Here is an 18,426-nt window from a genome sequence, read left to right as displayed (position 1 = left end):
ACCGCCGGCACCTGGGACGAGGAACTCGACGTCCGTACCTCCTGCCCGGCCCACCGGGGCCTCCTCACCCAGGACGCCGAGGTGCGGCGCGGCTCGCTCGACGACGCGATCCCGGAGGCCGTGCTCGCCGCCGCCTACGACAGTGAGGCCGCCGTGCCGGTGCTGCTGCTCGTCGGCGACTCCGACCCCCTCGCGGGCCACGAGGCGCTCGCGCACACCGCCAAGTCCCTTGCCCGGGCCCGGCTTTCGGTCGTGCACAGCGCTCACCACGACGTCCTCAACGACCTCCAGCACCGGTCGGTGGCCTCCGAGGTCGTCACCTTCCTGGAGACCCTGCGCAACGAACTGCGGCCGCTGATCACGGTGCGGTCGAGCGCCTGGTGAGCACGCCAGCGCCCACCCGGTACTCCGTCTGAATCCGACCTCGAAAGGTCCCGTCATGGCCTCGATCCTGTCCGTCTCCGGCAGCCCCTCCCCCGCCTCGCGCACCACCCGACTCCTGCGCCACCTGGACGACCGGCTCCGCCGCCAAGGCCATGACGTGATCCCGCTGGAAGTGCGCACCCTGCCCGCGCAGGCCCTGCTGGGCGCCGACTTCGGGCATCCGGCGATCGTCGCCGCCACGGCCCTGTTCGAGCAGGCGGACGGGGTGGTGATCGGCACACCGGTCTACAAGGCCGCCTACTCGGGCCTGCTGAAGTCGCTCCTCGACCTGCTCCCGCAATACGCGCTGACCGGCAAGACGGTGCTGCCGCTGGCCACCGGCGGCAGCACGGCCCATGTGCTGGCGATCGACTACGCGTTGCGTCCGGTGCTGAGTTCCATGGGGCCCTCGCACATCGTGCCGGGCTGGTTCACCCTCGACAAGGACATCACGGTCGGCGAGGACGGCACCCTGACCGTCGCGTCCGCCACGGCCGCGGCGCTGGAGCAGGTCACGGATCACTTCTCCAGCGCGTTGGGCGGTCGTACGGCGCTGCTGGCGTCCGCGGGGTGAACGGCACCGGGGGCCGGCGTGGTTGTGGCAGTCGTGTTTCAACTCCCCACGTCACGCTGGTTCCCGGACACCGGCTGTGGTTCTCTCACTGCATGACCGTGCTCGTGACCCGCCGCCACGTCGACTACGTGCGTGTCACCAGCACGGGGTGTTACGCCGCGAGCTGACGCTCCGCTCCGGCATCCGACCCCTCGCTTCACCAGCGCGCCGCGCTGTCCTCCGTCCTGCCCGCTTACGGTCCGGACGGCGGCCCCGCGGTCTCCTCACGCACGCCCGCACCCCCGCACGCTCCGCACAAGGGAGAGCCATGAGCCAGCCCATCGACTCCGTCACCGCGGGTCACACCCCCGAGGACGAGCCCGCAGGTCCCGACACCTCGGCCTGGTCGTTCGAGACCAAGCAGATCCACGCCGGTGCCGCGCCGGACCCGACGACGGGGGCGCGGGCGACGCCGATCTACCAGACCAGTTCGTTCGTGTTCCGCGACACCCAGCACGCCGCCGACCTGTTCTCGCTGGCCGAGCCCGGCAACATCTACACCCGGATCCACAACCCCACCCAGGACGTCTTCGAGCAGCGCGTCGCCGCCCTGGAGGGTGGAGTCGACGCGGTGGCCCTCGCCTCCGGACAGGCCGCGGAGACCCTCGCGATCCTGACCCTGGCGTCCGCGGGCGACCACCTGGTCTCCAGCACCTCCCTGTACGGCGGCACGTACAACCTCTTCCGGCACACGCTGCCGAAGTTCGGCATCGAGGTGTCGTTCGTCGACGACCCCGACGACCTGGAGGCGTGGCGGGCGGCGGTCCGCCCGAACACGAAGGCCCTGTTCGCGGAGACGCTCGGGAACCCGCGCGGCAACGTCCTCGACGTGCGAGGCGTGGCGGACGTCGCACACGGGGCGGGCGTCCCGCTGATCGTCGACAACACCGTGCCGACGCCGTACCTGTTGCGGCCGATCGAGCACGGTGCCGATATCGTCGTCCACTCGGCGACGAAGTTCCTCGGCGGGCACGGCACCACCATCGCCGGTGTCGTGGTCGACGGCGGCACCTTCGACTTCGGCGCGCGCGCCGAGCGCTTCCCCGACTTCAACGAGCCCGACCCCAGCTACCACGGCCTCCGGTACTGGCCGGCGCTGGGCCCGGGCGCCTTCGCCGTCAAGCTGCGCGTGCAGCTGCTGCGCGACCTCGGCCCGGCGGTCTCACCGCACTCCGCGTTCCTGCTCCTCCAGGGCGTGGAGACCCTGAGCCTGCGCATCGAACGCCACTCGTCCAACGCGCAGGCTCTGGCGGAGTGGCTGGAGCAGCGCGACGAGGTGGCCGCCGTCCACTACCCGGGACTTGAGTCGAACCGCTGGTACGAGGCGGGCCGGCGCTATCTTCCGCGCGGTGCCGGTGCGGTGCTGGCCTTCGAGCTCCGTGACGGGGTCGAGGCCGGGAAGCGGTTCGTGGACGCGGTCGAGCTGTTCAGCCATCTCGCCAACATCGGAGACGTACGCAGTCTCATCATCCACCCCGCGTCGACGACCCACAGTCAGCTGGACGAAGCCCAGTTGGCGGCGACCGGTACCTCGCCGGGGCTGGTGCGGCTGTCGGTCGGCATCGAGAACCTCGCGGATCTGATGGCCGACCTGGAGGCCGGGTTCCGCGCGGCCAAGGGCGCGTCCTGAGCACCGTACCGACGCCGTCGGCCCTCCCCCTTCCGCCGGTCTCCGGGGCCTGGCGGGAGGGGGATCCGCCCGGGCGCCGCCAGTGGCACACCCGGGAGAAGCCCCTCGCGCTGGAGGCGGGCGGTGAACTGCCCGGTGTACGGCTGGCGTTCGAGACCTGGGGGCGGCTCGCGCCGGACCGCTCGAACGCCGTGCTGGTGCTGCACGCGCTCACCGGCGACAGCCATGTCGCCGGGCCCGCCGGGCCCGGTCACCCCACCGCCGGCTGGTGGGACGCGCTCGTCGGACCCGGTCAAGTCCTGGACACGGAACGGTGGTTCGTCGTCGCGCCGAACGTGCTCGGCGGCTGTCAGGGCAGCACCGGACCGTCCTCACCCGGCCCCGGCGGCCGGAGTTGGGGCGGGAGCTTCCCCTTTCTGACCCAGCGCGACCAGGTCGCCGTGGAGGCCGGCCTGGCGGACGAACTGGGCGTCGGGCGTTGGGCGTTGGTGATCGGCGGCTCCATGGGCGGGATGCGCGCGCTGGAGTGGGCCGTGACGTTTCCGGAGCGCACGGACGCGCTCCTGCTGCTCGCCACCACGGCGGCGGCGAGCGCCGAGCAGATCGCGTGGGCCGGCATCCAGCTCAACGCGATCCGTTCGGACCCGCACTGGCACGGCGGCGACTACCACGACACCGGCCGGGGTCCCCATGCGGGACTCGGCCTGGCCCGCCGCCTGGCCCATGTCACCTACCGCAGCGAGCCGGAGTTGGCGGTCCGCTTCGGCCGTACGGCGCAGGGTGCGGAGGACCCGTGGAACGGTGGCCGGTACCAGGTCGAGTCGTATCTCGACCATCACGCCGCCAAGTTGGTGCGCCGTTTCGACGCGGGCAGTTATGTCACCCTCTCCGAGGCCATGAACAGCCACGACATCGGCCGCGACCGCGGGGGCACACGCGCGGCGCTGCGCCGGGTGACCGCGCGGACACTGGTCGCCGGGGTCGACTCCGACCGGCTCTATCCGCCGTCCCAGCAGGCCGAGTTGGCGACGGGGATCCCGGCCGCGGACCGGCTCCGGGTGATCGAGTCACCGTACGGCCACGACGGGTTCCTGATCGAGACGGAGCAGGTGGCCGCGCTCGTGCGTGAACTCGTGGGCTAGCGGCCCCGGTTCACGAACGGTCTACCGCCGACGCCACGGCAACGCCTCCTGGTCGTCCCCGGCGTCCTCCTCGCGGTGGAGCGCCGCGTTGATCGCCTCGCCGATCTCCGCGAACTGGCGTACCTGCTCGGGTGTCAGCGCGTCGAAGACCGCACGGCGTACGGCCTCGACGTGGCCGGGGGCCGCGCGTTCCAGGAACTCGCGTCCCTGCGCGGTGAGCGTGGCGAGTTGGCTGCGCCGGTTCTCGGGGTCCTCGTGGCGGTCCAGGTAACCGGCCTCCTGGAGGCGGGTCACGGCGTGGGTCAGCCGGCTGCGCGTGATCTTGAGGCGCTCGGCCAGCTCCGACATGGTCAGCCTGCCCTGCGGAATCGAGGAGAGGTGGGCGAGCAGGATGTAGTCGGAGTGCGTCATCCCCGCGTCGCGCCGCAGCTGACGGTTCAGGTGGTCGGACAGGAGCGTGGAGAACTCGACGTAGGCGAGCCAGGCCCGCATCTCCTCGGCATCCAGCCAGCGTGGCGTCGTGGTCATGGTCGCACTGTAGTCACCGCCGTTTGAACCTTCACACCGCCCGGCCGGGCGCACTCGCGCTGATCCAGTCGGTGACCTGCCGCACGTACTCCCGGTATCCGGACCGCGCGGCGGACACGACCGCGGCGACCTCCTCGGGCTCCGTGTCCAGACACAGCTGCACCAGGACGTGGTGCGGTCCGTCCGCCGGGGTGAGGGCGGCCGCCAGTCCGGCGTCGATCAGCCCGGCCCGCTCCGCCGCGCCGAACGAGGCGGTGGGTGTCCGCGGCGGCGCTTCGCCCAACACTCCTTCGCAGACATGCCGGTTGATGACGATGGCGAGGTCGTTCAGAAGGGCCAGGACGCGCTCGACGGCCAGTCCGGTGCCCGGGTCGTTCGCCAGGCGCGCGCTGTCCAGCCGTCCGAGCGAGTCGAGTTGTACGACCGACTTGCGCATCGTGATCAGCCGGTGCTCGATCGCCGCCCGGTCCACGGTCACCGGCGCCGTCCCCGCACTCGATGTGGTCATCGCCGCATCGTGCCACTCCGCAGCCGGGGCCACGCGGCCGATTCCGTCTGGTGGGACATGCGATGGACGACCGCGGAGGGCGGGGGGACAGTCGTTCCCCGTGGCCGATCGGACCGATCGAGTCGATCAGAACAAGGGGTGCCGAGTGCGATCGTTGAGTGACCTCTTCCGCAACTTCATGCAGCTCGGATACGTGACCGACGACATCGACGCCGCGGCCGCGTTCCTGGAGTCGAGGCTGGGGACGGTCGAGTGCGTCAGGCACTTCAAGTCGTCGCTCGGCGGCGGTCTGCCGCCCGCCGGCGCCGACGACCCGCGCGGCACCTTCGTCGTGGTGGACGGAGTGCCCGCCGACGAGTGGGTCATCGATGTCGCCCTGGTCAACGCCGGTCCGACCAACCTGGAGATCATCCGCCCGGTCGGCGGCATGGTCGACCTCTATCGCGGGGCCGTCAGGCCCGGGGAGCCGGCGACGCTGCATCATCTGGGCTTCCGCGTCGACGACTTCGACGAGGCGTCCGCGATCGTCGCCGCGAGCGGCAGGTCGTGGAAGCAGTACGGGGACAGCGGTGCCATCCGGTTCGGGTACCTCGACATGACAGCCGAGTTGGGGCACTTCGTCGAGGTCATGGAGCTGGACGAGGAGGCTGCCCAGGGGTTCGCGCACCTTGAGGCGGCGTCGAACGCAAGCCGTCACTGAGTGCACTGTTCTCTTTCGGCACGGCCCGCTTCCGCAGGAGTCGGCCGTGTCCGTCCGGTGCTCGACACTTCACGAGAGGGACCGTCATGAGCGGCGAAGGCACAGCTGATTCCTACGATGTCATCGTCGTCGGCTCGGGCGCTGGGCTGGTCGGCGCGTACGCCGCGGCCTCCCGTGGGCTGCGCACGCTGGTGATCGAGAAGACGGAGTACGTCGGCGGGACCACGGCCTATTCGGGCGCCGGGATCTGGCTGCCGGGCAACGCGGCCGAGCAGCGGGCCGGCGTCGAGGACGGCCCCGACGTCGCCCGCCCCTACCTCGACGCGATCGTCGGTGACGACTCGCCGGCCGCGCTGCGGGAGGCCTTCCTCCAGGCCGGTCCCACCCTGATCGACGAGTTGGAGAAGAACCCGCGGTTCGGCCGGTTCTTCTGGCAGGGCGTGCCCGACTACTTCGCCGGCCGACCCGGGAGCCTGCCCCAGGGCCGCACGGTCTTCCCCGAGAACCTCGACCGGTCCGAACTCGGCGACCTGGAACCGCTGGTGCGCAGGCCGCTGTGGACGGAGCGCTGGGGGGTGGAGGTCCCGCAGGAGATGATCGGCGGGCAGGCCCTCATCGGCCGTGCGCTGCTCGCGTTCATGGAGACCGGCAACGGGACCGTGCGCACGAACACCGCGCTGGAGCGCCTGATCGTCGAGGACGGTGCGGTCGTCGGGGTCGAGGCCCTGAGCGAGGGCGAGCCGGTGACCTTCCGTGCCGGGCGGGGCGTCCTGCTCGCCGCCGGCGGTTACGAGCGGAACGGCGCGCTGCGTGAACGCTTCCAGCCCGGGGTCACCGACGAGTGGACCCAGGGCTGCGAGGGCAACACCGGCGACGCCCTCACCGCGGGCATCGACATCGGCGCCGCGACCGGCCTGCTCGACGAGTCGTGGTTCGCGCCGGGCCTCGTCGTGCCCGGCACCCGCCCGGTGTTCTACACGTCGGTCTGGAGCGGCATCTGGGTCAACGCCGCCGGACAGCGCTACCTCAACGAGCGTCTCCCCTACGACCGCGCCGGTCACGAGATGCTCAAGGCGCACCGGTCCTCGCACGTGTCGCATCTGCCCACGCACTGGGTGTTCGACCAGCGCCAGCTCGACAACAGGCGGGCGTTCGCGGGGCTGCCGGTCGCACCGCAGGTGCCCGGCTGGTTCGACGTCGAGAAGTTCCTCGCCGCGGGTGTCCTGAAGCGGGCCGACACGCTGGAGGAACTGGCGGAGCTGATCGGCCTGCCCGCGGGTGCGCTCACCGAGAGCGTCGAGCAGTTCAACGGGTACGCCCGAGGCGGCAAGGACGAGCAGTTCGGCCGCGGTGAGGATCCCTGGGACCTGATGATCACGCACATCGCGGGGTCCCACACCGACGGGCCCAACCCGTGCCTGGGCGTGATCGACAAGCCGCCGTTCTACGCGGCCACGATCGTGCTGTCCGACCTGGGGACCAAGGGGGGCCTGAAGACCGACGAGCACGCGCGCGTGCTGCGGCCCGACGGTTCGGTGATCTCCGGTCTGTACGCGTCGGGGAACACGATGGCGCCGATGTCCGGCCGGATCTACCCGGGCGCGGGCGGTCCCGTGGGTTCGTCGATGGCGTTCTCCTACATCGCCGCCGTCGACATGGCCGACGAGAGCCGGTAGGTCCCGCCCTCCTCAACTCCCTCTCGGAGAAGGGCTCTTGGAGAGGGAGCCGGGCGTTCAAGCGGACTCGGTCGAGTGACCGGGGAACAGGGACAGCGCGGGGTCCAGGGCGACGGCCGCGTTGTTGACCGCGGTCGCTACCTCCCCGAAGCCGACCGACATCAGACGGACCTTGCCGGGGTACGCGGTGACGTCGCCGGCCGCGTACACCCGGTCGACCGTGGTGCGCATCCTGGTGTCGACGACGATCGTGCGCCGCTCCAGTTCGACGCCCCAGTCGGCGAGTGGTCCGAGGTTGCTGATGAAGCCGAGGGCGGCCACGACCGCGTCCACCTTCAGCACCCGGGCCTCCTCCTCCCCGTCGACCCGCAGGTGCGCCTGGCGCAGCAGGTCGTCGCCGGTGAGGGTCTCCACCTGGGCGTTGGTGACGATGTCGACTCCGCAGGCGTGCAGTTCGCGCACGCTCGCCGCGTGGGCCCGGAACGTGCCGCGCCGGTGCACGAGGGTCACCGAGCGGGCGATCGGGTGCAGGGCGAGGGCCCAGTCGACCGCGCTGTCGCCGCCGCCGACGACGAGGACGTCCCGGTCGGCGTGTTCCGCCGGGTCCGGGACGAAGTAGCTCAGCCCGCGCCCGAGGAACTCCTCCCCCGCCGGAAGAGCGCGCGGCGTGAACGTGCCGATCCCGGCGGTCAGTACGACCGCTCCGGCGTCGACGGTGGTGCCGTCGGAGAGGGCGACCTGGGGTCGTCCCTCGGGTGTGTGGGTGAGATCGACGGCTTGGCGACCGAGCAGGTAGGCCGGGTCGAACGCGTCGGCCTGGTCCTTGAGGGCGGTGACGACGTCGCGGCCGCGGGTGCCGGGGACGGCGGCGATGTCGCGGATCTCCTTCTCCGGGTAGAGCGCGGTGATCTGGCCCCCGCACTGCGGCAACGCGTCGACCAGGACGGTCCGCAGCCCGCGGAAGCCCGCGCAGTAGGCGCCGTAGAGCCCGATCGGGCCGGCGCCGACGATGAGGATGTCTGTGGTCACGGTCTCGGCCACGGGCCGGCCTCCTGGGGAATGTGGACGGGGCGCGCTCCGGCGCCCTGGCGCACGGATGGCGGTACGGCGACGGGCACGACGGACGGGAACCCGGCTCGGCGGGACGGTCGGCCGGCTGAGTGTAGGACGGCTCCGAGCAGGGACGTCCGCGCAGGTCCCGGCTGATGGGACGGCCGGTGGACGGCCCCGGACGCCGAGTGGAGAGTCGTTCTCACCGCCACCGCTATGACGGCACGGCGTCCACCGGGACGAGGAGGGTGACACGCGTGAGCGATGAGGTGCGGGTGTGGATCGATCAGAAACTGTGCACGGGTGACGGTCTGTGCACCCAGTACGCCCCCGATGTCTTCGAGTTCGGCGGCGACGGACTGGCCTACGTCAAGGACGCCGCCGACGGGGAACTGCTGACGCCCGAGGGCTCGCAGGCCGATGTGGCGGAGCGGCTGCGTCTCGATGTGATCGACGCCGCCGACGAGTGCCCGGGCAACTGCATCCACGTGGTGCGGCGCGCCGACGGGACCGAGGTCGCCGGCCCCGACGCCGGCTGACGTCCCCTTGCGGCCGCCTGGAGCCGTACACGCATGTCGAGTGGAGGAGTGGTGATCGGTGTCTGCAGTGGTTGAGCCCCAAGTGGAGCGTCGGGTTCCCTGGTTCGAGGGCGATGTGCCCGCCGAGAAGGTGCCGGAGAAGTACCGGCTGTCCCGTGCGTTCGTGCCCAAGGGCCGTTATCTGGACGCCGAGTTCCTCAAGCTGGAGCTGGAAAAGGTGTTCACGCGGGCGTGGTTGCTGGCCTGCCGACTTGAGGAACTGCCGGGCGTCGGGTGTTTCGTCGAGTACGAGATCGGTGGTCATTCGATCCTGGTCGTGCGGGAAGGCAGGGACTCGATCCGCGCCTACTTCAACGCGTGCCGGCATCGCGGTACGCGGCTGGCGCGCGGCCGGGGGCGGGTCGGCTCGCTCATCTGCCCCTTCCACGGCTGGCGTTGGAACCTGGACGGTTCGATCAGGCTGGTGCTCGACCGTGAGGAGTTCGTGCCGCGTTCCGACGACGACCTGGGCCTGGTCCAGGTACGGGCGGAGCAGTGGGGCGGGTTCGTGTTCATCAACATGGACCCCGACGCGAAACCGCTCCTCGAATACCTCGACCCGATCCCGCGGATCTTCGCGCCGTTCCAGTTCGAGAACATGCGCTACCGGTGGCACAAGAGCGTGCTGCTGCCCTGCAATTGGAAGACCGCGCTGGACGGATTCCTCGAGGCCTATCACGTGGCGGGAACGCATCCGCAGCTCTACCGCTTCGACAAGTCGAACACGAACATCGCCTCGATGAAGGAACTCGAGAACCGGATGTGGGCGCCCACGACGGTGTACGAACGGCACGCCCACTATTCGAGCGTCGGCCCGAAGAAGAAGGACACCGCCAAGGACCCGGCCAATCGGGGCACCGGGGGCGTGACCGACGAGCGGCTCAGCGTGGCGCTGAGCGTGCAGTACATCGCCGACGACATGCGGGGCCTGGAGAACGAGCGGAGCTGGCGGGCCGCCGAGGCGCTGAAGACGGCGGAGGTGCCGGAGGGGATGACCGCCGGCCAGTACTACCTCCAGCTGTACAAGGAGTTGTCGCTCGCGGAGGGCTACGACTGGCCGGACATCACGCCCCGGCAGTGGGCGGAGGCCGGTACGGCGTGGAACGTGTTCCCGAACACGATCCTGCTGCCCAACCAGGGTTCGGTCTTCGGCTACCGGGCGCGGCCGAACGGCCTGGACCCGGACAGCTGCCTGTTCGAGATCTTCAGCCTGGACCAGGTCCCCGTCGCCGACTACGACAAGAAGCGGGACTTCCAGCCCCAGTTCTTCGAGGACTTCCGTGAGGCCGACCTCGGCGAGATCTTCACGCAGGACCTGACGAACGCCAAGGAGGTGACCGTGGGCATGCACTCCCCCAGCTTCGACGGGCACCGGCTGAGCGAGGAGCAGGAGATGACCGTCTACAACCACCACCGGGTCGCCGACCGGTTCCTCTGGACCGACTGACCCGTCCGATCCGTGGTCCCGGCCCCCAGGGGCCGGGACACGATCATGTCGAGGACCTACCGCCGGACCCAGCCGACGTCGTGCCAGTACGTCTCCAGCTCCCGCACCGGCTTGGGCCAGGTCTCGATGTAGGTGACGCCCTCGGGTCCCGCCGTCATCGTGTACGGCGTGCCGGCCCGGCTGAGGAAGACGTCCCCCGGACCGACCCGTACGGTCTGCGGCTCACCGGACTCGTAGTGCTCGATGCTGTACTCGCCCGCGAAGACGAAGAGCATCTCGTCGACGTTGTGGTGGTGCCGGGGCACCGTGAAGTCCGGGCGTACGCGCAGCGGGTTGCGGTTGAAGTGCGGTACGTCGATGGGTTTGGTGGTCACCCACATCGCCCCGTCGAACGTCGCCGCGAAGTCCACGGGTGCGTCCCGGAGCAGGCCGCCGTCGTTCCAGAAGTACTGGGGATGGCCCTGCTGCTCCAGACCCATGGGAACCCAGTCCGCGTCTTCCACCAGATCACCGAATGTAAGAGTCACGCGGCGACCGTATGCGCGGCCCGACACGGTGTCGTCGACAGGTTCCGCTCATCGAGACCCGTCCGGCGAGAACTACCCGGTCCCGGCCAACGGGATTCACGCATGACACGTCCCACCCCGGTCCCCAGTATCGGGGCATGGGAATCGAGTTCTTCAATCTGCTGTCGGACGAGGGCTGGATCGAGCTGCCGGTCGACCAGTCCGCTCCCACGTACCTGTGGCACGAGGGCGGTCTCCTGGCCGACGCTCCGGTCGACATGGAGCAGACCTTCAAGGGGAACATGTGGTGGTCGACGAAGGTGGACCCGTCGTTCAACCTGAACGGCCTGCGGTGCGCGCCGGGCTTCGCGGTCCCCCGCCATCATCACAACCTCGATGAGTTGATCATCGTCTTCGGCGGCGCGTTCCATGTCGCCTGGGGCAAGGACGGGGAAGAGGGCAGCCGGACCATCGGTCCGGGCGAGTTCTGGATCAGCGAGGCCGGAACTCCCTATCTCATGACGGCCGGGCCGGAGGGCGTCACCTACGTCGAGACCTGGCCCGAGCCGATGGAGAACCTCGAGACGTACTGGCACGACGCGGGCTGGGTCCATCGCGGTCACTGACCCGACCATCTCTACATTCAGGCCCCTCATTCCGGGCGCGTTGCCGAATGAGGGGCCGATCGCATGGACAGGTCTCGCACGACCCATTCCAGGGTGACTCAATTACGTATACTCTTCTTTCTTGCGGGCCACTGCTTCCGGGGATCGGCTGCCCCTCTTCCTTCGTCGGAGCAGGTCCGTCTCGTCGCCGGTCGTGAAGTCCTCGGCAAGCCCTCGGCACGCCGGCCGGCATGGTCTGCCGCGGCGCCCGGCCCTCGTGCCGTTCGACCTCCACGCGCGGCTCTCTCCTCACTTTCTCGGACGGCAGCGTCGCCGCACGGCGCCGCCGGCCGCTGATCGCAGCGAGTGCCGGGCACTCGCCGACACGTTGGGACGCAGACATGATCGAGTCGGTCGGACGAGCCCTCTCCTCACCCCGGTCGCGCGCGGCGGCCGCGCTGGTGTCGACCACGGTCCTCCTCGCGGGATGCGGCGGCAGCGGAGGTGGTTCGACCACCGCTGCCAGCACGGAAATACCGGCCGCCTTGGCGAGCTCGTTCCCGGGCACGAAAGCCACCGGCGCGCCGGTCAGGATCGGCCTCATCACCAACGAGGGCGGCTCCGCGATCAGCCAGCCCGAGACCAGGGAATCCGCCCAGGCGGCCATGAAGTACGCCAACGCCAACCTCGGCGGAATCGCCGGCAGGCCGATCGAGTTGGTCATCTGCAAGACCAAGGAGGAACCGGCGGCGGCACGGGACTGCGCGAACCAGATGGTCGAGCAGAAGGTCGACGCGGTGGTCCTGACCAGCAGCGGGCTAGGCGACTCGATGGTGCCGATCGTCACCCAGGCCGGCATTCCCTGGGCGACCTCCATCGCCGCCAGCAACTCCGAGGGCACCACCGCCAACGCCTTCTCCTGGACGGGCGGTTTCCCGACGACCATGACGTCGATGGCCGCGTACGCGAAGGAGAAGGGCTACAAGAAGGTGGCCGCGTTCGTGATCGACGCGCCCGCCGCGGTCAGCGGTGTCGAGGCCATCGGCAAGCCCGTCTTCGCCAAGGCCGGTGTCGGCCTCCAGATCGTGACCATAGCGGCGGGCACACCGGACGCGTCCCCTCAGGTGAGTGCCGCGCTGCGGAACAAACCCGACGCCGTGGCCGTCGTCGGAGAGTCGACCGTGTGCACCTCCGTGCTCCAGGCGATGGGCACGCTCGGCGCCGGCATCGCGCGGATGTCCGTCCAGTCGTGCGTGGCCCCCGAGGTCGTCGACGCGGTGGGCCCGGGCATGGACGGACTTCAGGTGTTCAGCAGCTTCGACGTGGCGAGCGACAACATCGAGGCCCAGCTCTACCGCCAGGTGATGAAGGAGTACAGCCCCAGCACACCGACCCAGGGGTACGCGGCGATCGGGTACCAGGGTGTGCTCGGTCTGGTGCGCGCGCTGCACGGTCTGACGGGCACGGTCTCGTCGAAGACGATCACCGCGGCGCTGCACTCGGCGAAGAACGTCGTCCTGCCCGCCGGCCACGGCATCACCTTCACCTGCGACTCCAAGGCGGTACCGGGGCTGCCGTCGGCCTGCTCGGCGAAGGAGGTCACCGGCACGATGTCCGACGGAAAGCTGGGAAAAATGGGGGTCGTCGATCCCGGTCCGTTGTTCGCGCGGTAGTCGGAGCAACCGGAAAGGACGGTCTCGCCGATGAGCCAGTACGTCGTGTTTCTGCTGCTGGGCCTGGGGAGCGGGGCGGTGTTCGGCGCGCTCGCTCTGGCGCTGGTACTGACCTACCGCAGCTCCGGGGTGGTCAACTTCGCCACCGGGGCGATCGCGTTGTACAGCGCGTACACCTACGCGTTCCTGCGCCGGGGCGAGTTGCTGGTGCCGCTGCCGGGTGTGCCGAAGAAGGTCGGGCTCGGGGGTGCCCTCGGCCTCTTCCCGGCGATGGTCATCTCCCTTGTCCTCGCCGCCCTGTTGGGGGTCGTGCTGTACGGGCTGGTGTTCCGGCCGCTGCGGACCGCACCGCCGGTGGCGAAGGCTGTCGCCTCGATCGGGGTGATGCTGGTGATCCAGGCCGTGCTCGCCGCGGCAGTGGGCACGGGCGCGGTGTCGGTCAAGGCCATCCTGCCCAACGACCCGGTGTCCTGGGGCGGTTCGCTCATCCCCGGCGACCGGCTGTGGTTCGCAGCGGTGATCGTCGTACTGACCGTCGTCCTGGCGCTGGTGTTCCGGCTGACCCGGTTCGGTCTCACGGCCCGGGCGGCGACGGAGTCGGAGAAGGGCGCGCTGGTCAGCGGGTTGTCGCCGGAGCGGATCGCGGTGGCGAACTGGGCGCTCAGCTCGGCCGTCGCCGGGCTGTCCGGCATCCTGATCGCCCCGATCGTGCCGCTGGTCCCGGTCTCCTACACCCTGTTCATCGTGCCGGCCCTCGCGGCGGCGCTGGTCGGCAACTTCACCGCGCTGATCCCGGCCGTGGGAGCGGGGCTGGTCATCGGGATGCTCCAGTCGGAACTGCAGTTCCTTCAGGGGAAGTGGTCCTGGCTGCCCCAGGCCGGTCTGGCCCAACTGGTGCCGCTGGCCGTCATCCTGGCCTACCTCGTGGTCCGCGGCCGGCCGCTGCCCACCCGCGGCTCGCTGATCCAGCAGGCGTTGGGCCGGGCACCGCGGCCCGACCGCATCCTGGTCCCGGCGGTCGTGGGTACGGCCCTGGCTGTCGTCGTCCTCTTCGCCACCACCGGGAGCATCCGCGCGGCCGTGATCACCTCGCTGACCCTGGCGGTGATCTCGCTGTCGCTGGTGGTCGTCACCGGGTTCGCCGGGCAGATCTCGCTGGCTCAGCTGACACTGGCGGGGGTCGGCGCGTTCAGCCTGAGCAGGCTGAGCGTCGAATGGGGTGTCCCCTTTCCGTTCGCCCCTTTGCTGGCGGCCTTGGCGGCGATGGTGATCGGGGTGGTGATCGGGCTGCCCGCACTGCGGATCCGCGGCCTGCCGGCGGCGGTGGTCACGGTCGCGCTGGCCGTGGCTCTGGAGGCCTTCTGGTTCCGCAACACCCAACTCAACGGCGGCCTGGGCGGCTCGAAGGTGCCCTCGCCCCGCCTGTTCGGGACCGACCTGGGCATCGGAGCGGGCGACGACTATCCACGCATCCCGTTCGCGTTGCTGTGTCTGGTGGTGCTGCTGCTCGTCGGCCTGGGCGTGGCCTGGCTGCGCCGCAGCAGGCTCGGCGCCGCGATGCTCGCCGTGCGTGCCAACGAACGGTCGGCCGCGGCGGCGGGCATCGACGTCGCCCGTACGAAGATCGTCGCCTTCGCGATCGGGGCGTTCATCGCCGGGCTCGGGGGCGCCCTGCTGGGCTACCAACAGACCGTCGCCGACGCCGAGATGTTCACCGCGATCGGCGGTCTGGGCCTGTTCGCCACCGCGTACCTGGCGGGCATCACCGCCCTGTCCGGCGGCCTCGTGGCCGGGGTGATGGGAGCCGGGGGCCTGCTGCCCGTCCTCCTGGACCGGGCCCTGTCCCTGGGCGAGTGGTACGGCGTGATCATGGGCATCGGTCTCGTCCTCACCGTGATCACCAACCCGGAAGGCCTGGTCGGCCCGGCGCACGAACTGTCGGCCCGGCTACGGCGCAAGCGCCGTCCCTCCGCCCTCGGCGAGGACGCCGACGTCCTGGCCGGGCCGGCGCCGTCCTCCCGCCCACCGGTTCCCGAACCGGGCGAGGTACTCCTCGCGGTACGCGACGTCGGGGTCCGCTACGGCGGTGTGGTGGCCGTCGACTCCGTCTCCTTCGACGTGCGCTCGGGCGAGATCGTCGGCGTGATCGGCCCGAACGGTGCCGGGAAGACCACCCTCCTCGACGCGATCAGCGGATACAACCGCAGTACGGGAACAGTCGAGTTCGACGGCCGGACGATCTCCTCGCTGAAGCCGCACCAGCGGAGCCGGGCGGGCCTCGGACGCACCTTCCAGGGCATCGAGCTCTACGAGGACCTCAGCGTGGAGGAGAACGTGCTCGTCGGGGAGGCGGCCGCCCTGCACGGCGGCGACCACGTCGGCTCCGCACAGGGGCTGGAGCTGCGGAACCGGCTGTTCGAGACGCTGCACCTGAGCCGGTTCCGGAGCCAGCCGGCACGTGAACTGTCCCAGGGCAGGCGGCAGTTGGTGTCCATCGCACGTGCCCTGGCCGGCCGCCCCCGGATGCTGCTGCTCGACGAGCCCGCGGCCGGCCTGGACAGCTCCGAGAGCCGCTGGCTGGGCGACCGGCTGCGGGCCGTACGGGCCGACGGCGTGACGGTCCTGCTCATCGACCACGACATGGGGCTGGTCCTCGACGTGTGCGACCGCATCGTCGTACTGGACATCGGAAAGGTCATCGCGGACGGAACTCCCGCCGAGATCAAGGCAGATCCACGGGTCGCCACCGCCTACCTCGGTGCGACGCAAGCCGATACGGACCAGGTGCGCGGGGAGGTCGTCCAGTGACCGGGCGGGAACTGCTGACATGCGAGGGCGTGGACGCGGGCTACACCAAGGGCCGGCCGGTGGTACGCGGCTTCGACCTGAAGCTGCCGCCCGGCGAGGTCACGGCCCTGCTGGGGCCCAACGGGGCGGGAAAGACAACACTGTTGATGACGCTCGCCGGGCTGCTGCCGCGCCTGGGCGGGTCGGTCGCCCTCGACGGGCGGGAGATCCGTGGCGGGCGGGCACGCGAGGTCGCCCGGCGGGGACTGGTCCTGGTGCCCGACGACCGGTCGCTGTTCACGCAGTTGACCGTGCGGGACAACCTGACACTCGCGCGGCGGCGTCGGGGCAGCACCGTGGACCAGGTGCTCGACTACTTTCCCGCGCTGGGGAAACGGCTGAAGGTCGCGGCCGGGATGCTCTCCGGCGGGGAACAGCAGATGCTGGCCCTGGGCCGGGCGATGATCCAGGACCCTCGGGTGCTGCTCGTCGACGAGTTGAGCATGGGGCTGGCGCCGGTGATCGTCGAGGAGTTGCTGCCGGTCGTCCGGCGGATCGCCGAGGACACCGGCACGGCCGTCGTGCTGGTCGAGCAGCACGTCCGGCTGGCCCTCGACGTGGCGGACCGGGCGGTGGTCCTGGTGCACGGCGAGACGGTGTGGAGCGGGTCCGCCACGACACTCGCGGCGGACCCCGGCCTGCTGGAGCGCGCCTATCTCGGCGAGCAGGCCCCGGAAACCGTCTCGTGACCGCCATCCCGGCCGATTCGCCGTAATGCGGATACTCATTAAGTCGATCGGGTACGGAGGGATCGTCGCGGGTCACGCGACACCGGGACGGAACGGACGAAGGACGGAACATGACGAACAGTGAGGACGCGGCGCAGGAGCGGCAGGGACCGGGCGCGCACCCGGCCGGGGTCCGGGCGCGAAGGGTGTCGGCGTGAGGACGCCCGGGCTCCCCGGCGACAGCCGGTACGACGACCCGGCACTCGGGCTGGGCATCCCCGAGCCGGAGCGGACCCCCCAGGTCGAGTCGTGGACCCGGGCGGCGGGACCGGACGGCGCGGGCGGCGACGGGTACGGCGGGATGATCGCGCGCCTGCGCGGCTTCCTCGACCATGTCGCCGCGGCACGGCTGGACCCCGGCACGGTGGCCGCGCTCTCGGACGACCTCGGCGCCTGGTGCGAGCGGCTCGCCGACGCGGCCGTTGCCGAGCACGAGCAGGTCTTCGGGCACCGGGACGACATGCCGGGCCGCGGCCAGACGATGGCGCCGGCCCTCCGGGTCCACGAGGCCAACCGGTTCAGCGTCCGGGGCACGGTGCGCTTCGGCCGGTACTTCCTCGGCGGGAACGGAGCGGTCCACGGTGGCGCCGTCCCGCTCCTCTTCGACGAGGTCCTGGGCAGGCTCTCGGGCTCGGGCGGCCGCACCCGGGCCCGCACCGCCTATCTGCACACCGACTACCGGTCGATCACCCCGATCGGGGCGGAACTCGACGTACACGGCTGGTTCGTGAGCGAGGAGGGCCGCAAGCGCGTCCTCCGGGCCGAGATCCGCCACGGCGGAATCCTCTGCGCCGAGGCGGAGGGGCTGTTCATCGTCCTCAATCCCGGTCAGCCCTGACCCGAACCGCAAAAGTTAATGAAGACTCCTTAGAGAGGATTGACGGTCGGTTCCGTCGACGAAATAGTTCGATGCGGACCTACTCCGGCGAGGAGCAGACATGGCGATCATGCCCATCGAGTGGGGCAAGGTGCGGGAGTACGCCACGGCGACAGCGGCGGCCCGCCCCGCCTACCTCGACGACCCGAACGCTCCGATCCCGCCGACCTTCCTGGCCACGGTGATCCACTGGAGCACCATCGGCGAGACGGTGCGCGCGCCCGAGGTCGCGAAAGCGTGCGCGACGGTCGGGATCGAACCCGACGTACGGAATCTGCTCTCGCTGGAGCAGGAGTACTTCTTCCACGGCCCGGTGCCGCGGGCAGGCGAGACGCTGCACAACTCCGAGCGCCTGTACGACGTGCGGATCAAAGAGGGCCGGCAGGGACCGATGGTGCTGGTCCGTTTCCTGGTCTCCTTCCACGACGACCAGGGACTCCTACGTGCCGAGTGCCGGTACACGTCCGCCTATGTGCGCAAGGAGGCGTCGTGATCGATCTCGCCCGGGGAACCCGGCTTCCGGAGCGCACGTTCGGGCCGGTCACGATGACCGACATCGTGCGCTACCAGGGCGCGAGCGGTGACATGAACCCGATGCACCACGACGACGAACTCGCCCGCTCCGTCGGCTATCCCGCCGCCTTCAGCGCGGGGATGCTCGGCGCCGGCTGGCTCGCGGCGTACTGCACCGAGCACTTCGGGGAGGAGAGCGTACGGCGCTTCCGCACCCGCTTCACGCAGGTGGTGTACCGCGGGGACCGGCTGGTCGCGTCGGCGGAGGTCGTACGGCTCTTCCAGCAGGGCGACGAGCGGCGGCTGGAGCTCGCGATCCAGCTGCGCAAGGACGACGGCGCGCTCGTGGTCGACGGCTCCGCCGAGTTCGCGCTCACGTGAT

19 protein-coding genes are annotated in these 18,426 nt (G+C 70.5%); 15 read left to right on the top strand and 4 right to left on the bottom strand.

The window, feature by feature from the left end; genetic code table 11:
* The 4 genes from ACNFOC_RS07970 to metX form a co-directional block, all read left to right on the top strand.
* Positions 1 to 384 (top strand): alpha/beta hydrolase (locus ACNFOC_RS07970; RefSeq protein ID WP_416958101.1); only part of this gene is annotated, 384 nt, incomplete at its 5' end.
* 55 nt (positions 385 to 439) lie between these two features.
* Positions 440 to 997: an NADPH-dependent FMN reductase gene (gene ssuE / locus ACNFOC_RS07965; protein ID WP_416958099.1), complete on the top strand. Its 558-nt coding sequence runs from the start codon at positions 440 to 442 to the stop codon at positions 995 to 997.
* Between the two features lie 307 nt (positions 998 to 1,304).
* Positions 1,305 to 2,666 (top strand): bifunctional o-acetylhomoserine/o-acetylserine sulfhydrylase, encoded by a 1,362-nt coding sequence (locus tag ACNFOC_RS07960; protein WP_416958097.1) that lies wholly within the window; start codon positions 1,305 to 1,307, stop codon positions 2,664 to 2,666.
* On the top strand, positions 2,663 to 3,808 hold the full coding sequence (gene metX / locus ACNFOC_RS07955; protein WP_416958105.1) for a homoserine O-acetyltransferase MetX: 1,146 nt from the start codon (positions 2,663 to 2,665) through the stop codon (positions 3,806 to 3,808). The genes ACNFOC_RS07960 and metX overlap by 4 nt, the downstream gene beginning before the upstream one ends.
* 21 nt (positions 3,809 to 3,829) lie before the next feature.
* On the opposite strand, the gene ACNFOC_RS07950 is transcribed toward metX, so the two are convergent.
* Both ACNFOC_RS07950 and ACNFOC_RS07945 read right to left on the bottom strand, forming a co-directional pair.
* Positions 3,830 to 4,336 carry a MarR family winged helix-turn-helix transcriptional regulator gene (locus ACNFOC_RS07950; protein WP_416958095.1) on the bottom strand — a complete coding sequence of 169 codons (507 nt, stop codon included), beginning with the start codon at positions 4,334 to 4,336 and terminating at the stop codon, positions 3,830 to 3,832.
* 31 nt (positions 4,337 to 4,367) lie between these two features.
* Complete coding sequence (locus ACNFOC_RS07945) at positions 4,368 to 4,844, bottom strand: hypothetical protein (protein WP_416958093.1); 477 nt, start codon at positions 4,842 to 4,844, stop codon at positions 4,368 to 4,370.
* A gap of 145 nt (positions 4,845 to 4,989) precedes the next feature.
* On the opposite strand from ACNFOC_RS07945, the gene ACNFOC_RS07940 reads away from it, so the two are divergent.
* Together ACNFOC_RS07940 and ACNFOC_RS07935 are read left to right on the top strand one after the other, a co-directional pair.
* Positions 4,990 to 5,544, top strand: coding sequence for a VOC family protein (locus ACNFOC_RS07940; RefSeq protein WP_416958091.1), 555 nt, complete (start codon positions 4,990 to 4,992; stop codon positions 5,542 to 5,544).
* Between the two features lie 86 nt (positions 5,545 to 5,630).
* Positions 5,631 to 7,220, top strand: coding sequence for an FAD-dependent oxidoreductase (locus ACNFOC_RS07935; RefSeq protein ID WP_416958089.1), 1,590 nt, complete (start codon positions 5,631 to 5,633; stop codon positions 7,218 to 7,220).
* 57 nt (positions 7,221 to 7,277) lie between these two features.
* Here ACNFOC_RS07935 and ACNFOC_RS07930 read toward each other — a convergent pair whose 3' ends face one another.
* On the bottom strand, positions 7,278 to 8,261 hold the full coding sequence (locus tag ACNFOC_RS07930) for an NAD(P)/FAD-dependent oxidoreductase (RefSeq protein WP_416958087.1): 984 nt from the start codon (positions 8,259 to 8,261) through the stop codon (positions 7,278 to 7,280).
* Positions 8,262 to 8,518: 257 nt separating this feature from the next.
* Between ACNFOC_RS07930 and ACNFOC_RS07925 the strand changes: the two genes are divergently transcribed.
* Together ACNFOC_RS07925 and ACNFOC_RS07920 are read left to right on the top strand one after the other, a co-directional pair.
* Positions 8,519 to 8,809: a ferredoxin gene (locus ACNFOC_RS07925; RefSeq protein ID WP_416958085.1), complete on the top strand. Its 291-nt coding sequence runs from the start codon at positions 8,519 to 8,521 to the stop codon at positions 8,807 to 8,809.
* 58 nt (positions 8,810 to 8,867) lie between these two features.
* Positions 8,868 to 10,295 (top strand): aromatic ring-hydroxylating oxygenase subunit alpha, encoded by a 1,428-nt coding sequence (locus ACNFOC_RS07920; protein ID WP_416958083.1) that lies wholly within the window; start codon positions 8,868 to 8,870, stop codon positions 10,293 to 10,295.
* Positions 10,296 to 10,351: 56 nt separating this feature from the next.
* On the opposite strand, the gene ACNFOC_RS07915 is transcribed toward ACNFOC_RS07920, so the two are convergent.
* Positions 10,352 to 10,822, bottom strand: coding sequence for a cupin domain-containing protein (locus ACNFOC_RS07915; RefSeq protein WP_416958081.1), 471 nt, complete (start codon positions 10,820 to 10,822; stop codon positions 10,352 to 10,354).
* A gap of 137 nt (positions 10,823 to 10,959) precedes the next feature.
* On the opposite strand from ACNFOC_RS07915, the gene ACNFOC_RS07910 reads away from it, so the two are divergent.
* The 7 genes from ACNFOC_RS07910 to ACNFOC_RS07880 all read left to right on the top strand — a co-directional run bounded on the left by ACNFOC_RS07910 (position 10,960) and on the right by ACNFOC_RS07880 (position 18,425).
* Positions 10,960 to 11,427, top strand: a complete 468-nt coding sequence (locus tag ACNFOC_RS07910; RefSeq protein WP_416958079.1) for a cupin domain-containing protein — start codon at positions 10,960 to 10,962, stop codon at positions 11,425 to 11,427.
* 380 nt (positions 11,428 to 11,807) lie between these two features.
* Positions 11,808 to 13,079 (top strand): ABC transporter substrate-binding protein, encoded by a 1,272-nt coding sequence (locus tag ACNFOC_RS07905; RefSeq protein WP_416958077.1) that lies wholly within the window; start codon positions 11,808 to 11,810, stop codon positions 13,077 to 13,079.
* Positions 13,080 to 13,109: 30 nt separating this feature from the next.
* A complete protein-coding gene (locus ACNFOC_RS07900; RefSeq protein WP_416958075.1) occupies positions 13,110 to 15,887 on the top strand; it encodes an ABC transporter permease subunit in 2,778 nt (925 codons plus the stop codon).
* A complete protein-coding gene (locus ACNFOC_RS07895; protein WP_416958073.1) occupies positions 15,884 to 16,615 on the top strand; it encodes an ABC transporter ATP-binding protein in 732 nt (243 codons plus the stop codon). Before ACNFOC_RS07900 ends, ACNFOC_RS07895 begins: the two co-directional genes overlap by 4 nt.
* A gap of 193 nt (positions 16,616 to 16,808) precedes the next feature.
* Positions 16,809 to 17,492: a PaaI family thioesterase gene (locus ACNFOC_RS07890; RefSeq protein WP_416958071.1), complete on the top strand. Its 684-nt coding sequence runs from the start codon at positions 16,809 to 16,811 to the stop codon at positions 17,490 to 17,492.
* Positions 17,493 to 17,592: 100 nt separating this feature from the next.
* Positions 17,593 to 18,024: an FAS1-like dehydratase domain-containing protein gene (locus tag ACNFOC_RS07885; protein WP_416958069.1), complete on the top strand. Its 432-nt coding sequence runs from the start codon at positions 17,593 to 17,595 to the stop codon at positions 18,022 to 18,024.
* Positions 18,021 to 18,425: a MaoC/PaaZ C-terminal domain-containing protein gene (locus tag ACNFOC_RS07880; protein WP_416958067.1), complete on the top strand. Its 405-nt coding sequence runs from the start codon at positions 18,021 to 18,023 to the stop codon at positions 18,423 to 18,425. The genes ACNFOC_RS07885 and ACNFOC_RS07880 overlap by 4 nt, the downstream gene beginning before the upstream one ends.
* Position 18,426 lies beyond the last annotated feature (1 nt).

This window comes from Streptomyces colwelliae, from assembly GCF_048158785.1.
Taxonomy (GTDB): Bacteria; Actinomycetota; Actinomycetes; order Streptomycetales; family Streptomycetaceae; genus Streptomyces.
The sequence above is the reverse complement of the archived record's forward strand: the minus strand, read 5'-3'. Positions and strand labels throughout refer to the sequence as shown.

Coding starts and splice junctions, on each gene's coding strand:
- ssuE (WP_416958099.1), top strand. CDS start 440: ATGGCCTCGATCCTGTCCGTCTCCGGCAGCCCCTCCCCCGCCTCGCGC.
- ACNFOC_RS07960 (WP_416958097.1), top strand. CDS start 1,305: ATGAGCCAGCCCATCGACTCCGTCACCGCGGGTCACACCCCCGAGGAC.
- ACNFOC_RS07950 (WP_416958095.1), bottom strand. CDS start 4,336: ATGACCACGACGCCACGCTGGCTGGATGCCGAGGAGATGCGGGCCTGG.
- ACNFOC_RS07945 (WP_416958093.1), bottom strand. CDS start 4,844: ATGACCACATCGAGTGCGGGGACGGCGCCGGTGACCGTGGACCGGGCG.
- ACNFOC_RS07935 (WP_416958089.1), top strand. CDS start 5,631: ATGAGCGGCGAAGGCACAGCTGATTCCTACGATGTCATCGTCGTCGGC.
- ACNFOC_RS07910 (WP_416958079.1), top strand. CDS start 10,960: ATGGGAATCGAGTTCTTCAATCTGCTGTCGGACGAGGGCTGGATCGAG.
- ACNFOC_RS07905 (WP_416958077.1), top strand. CDS start 11,808: ATGATCGAGTCGGTCGGACGAGCCCTCTCCTCACCCCGGTCGCGCGCG.
- ACNFOC_RS07900 (WP_416958075.1), top strand. CDS start 13,110: ATGAGCCAGTACGTCGTGTTTCTGCTGCTGGGCCTGGGGAGCGGGGCG.
- ACNFOC_RS07885 (WP_416958069.1), top strand. CDS start 17,593: ATGGCGATCATGCCCATCGAGTGGGGCAAGGTGCGGGAGTACGCCACG.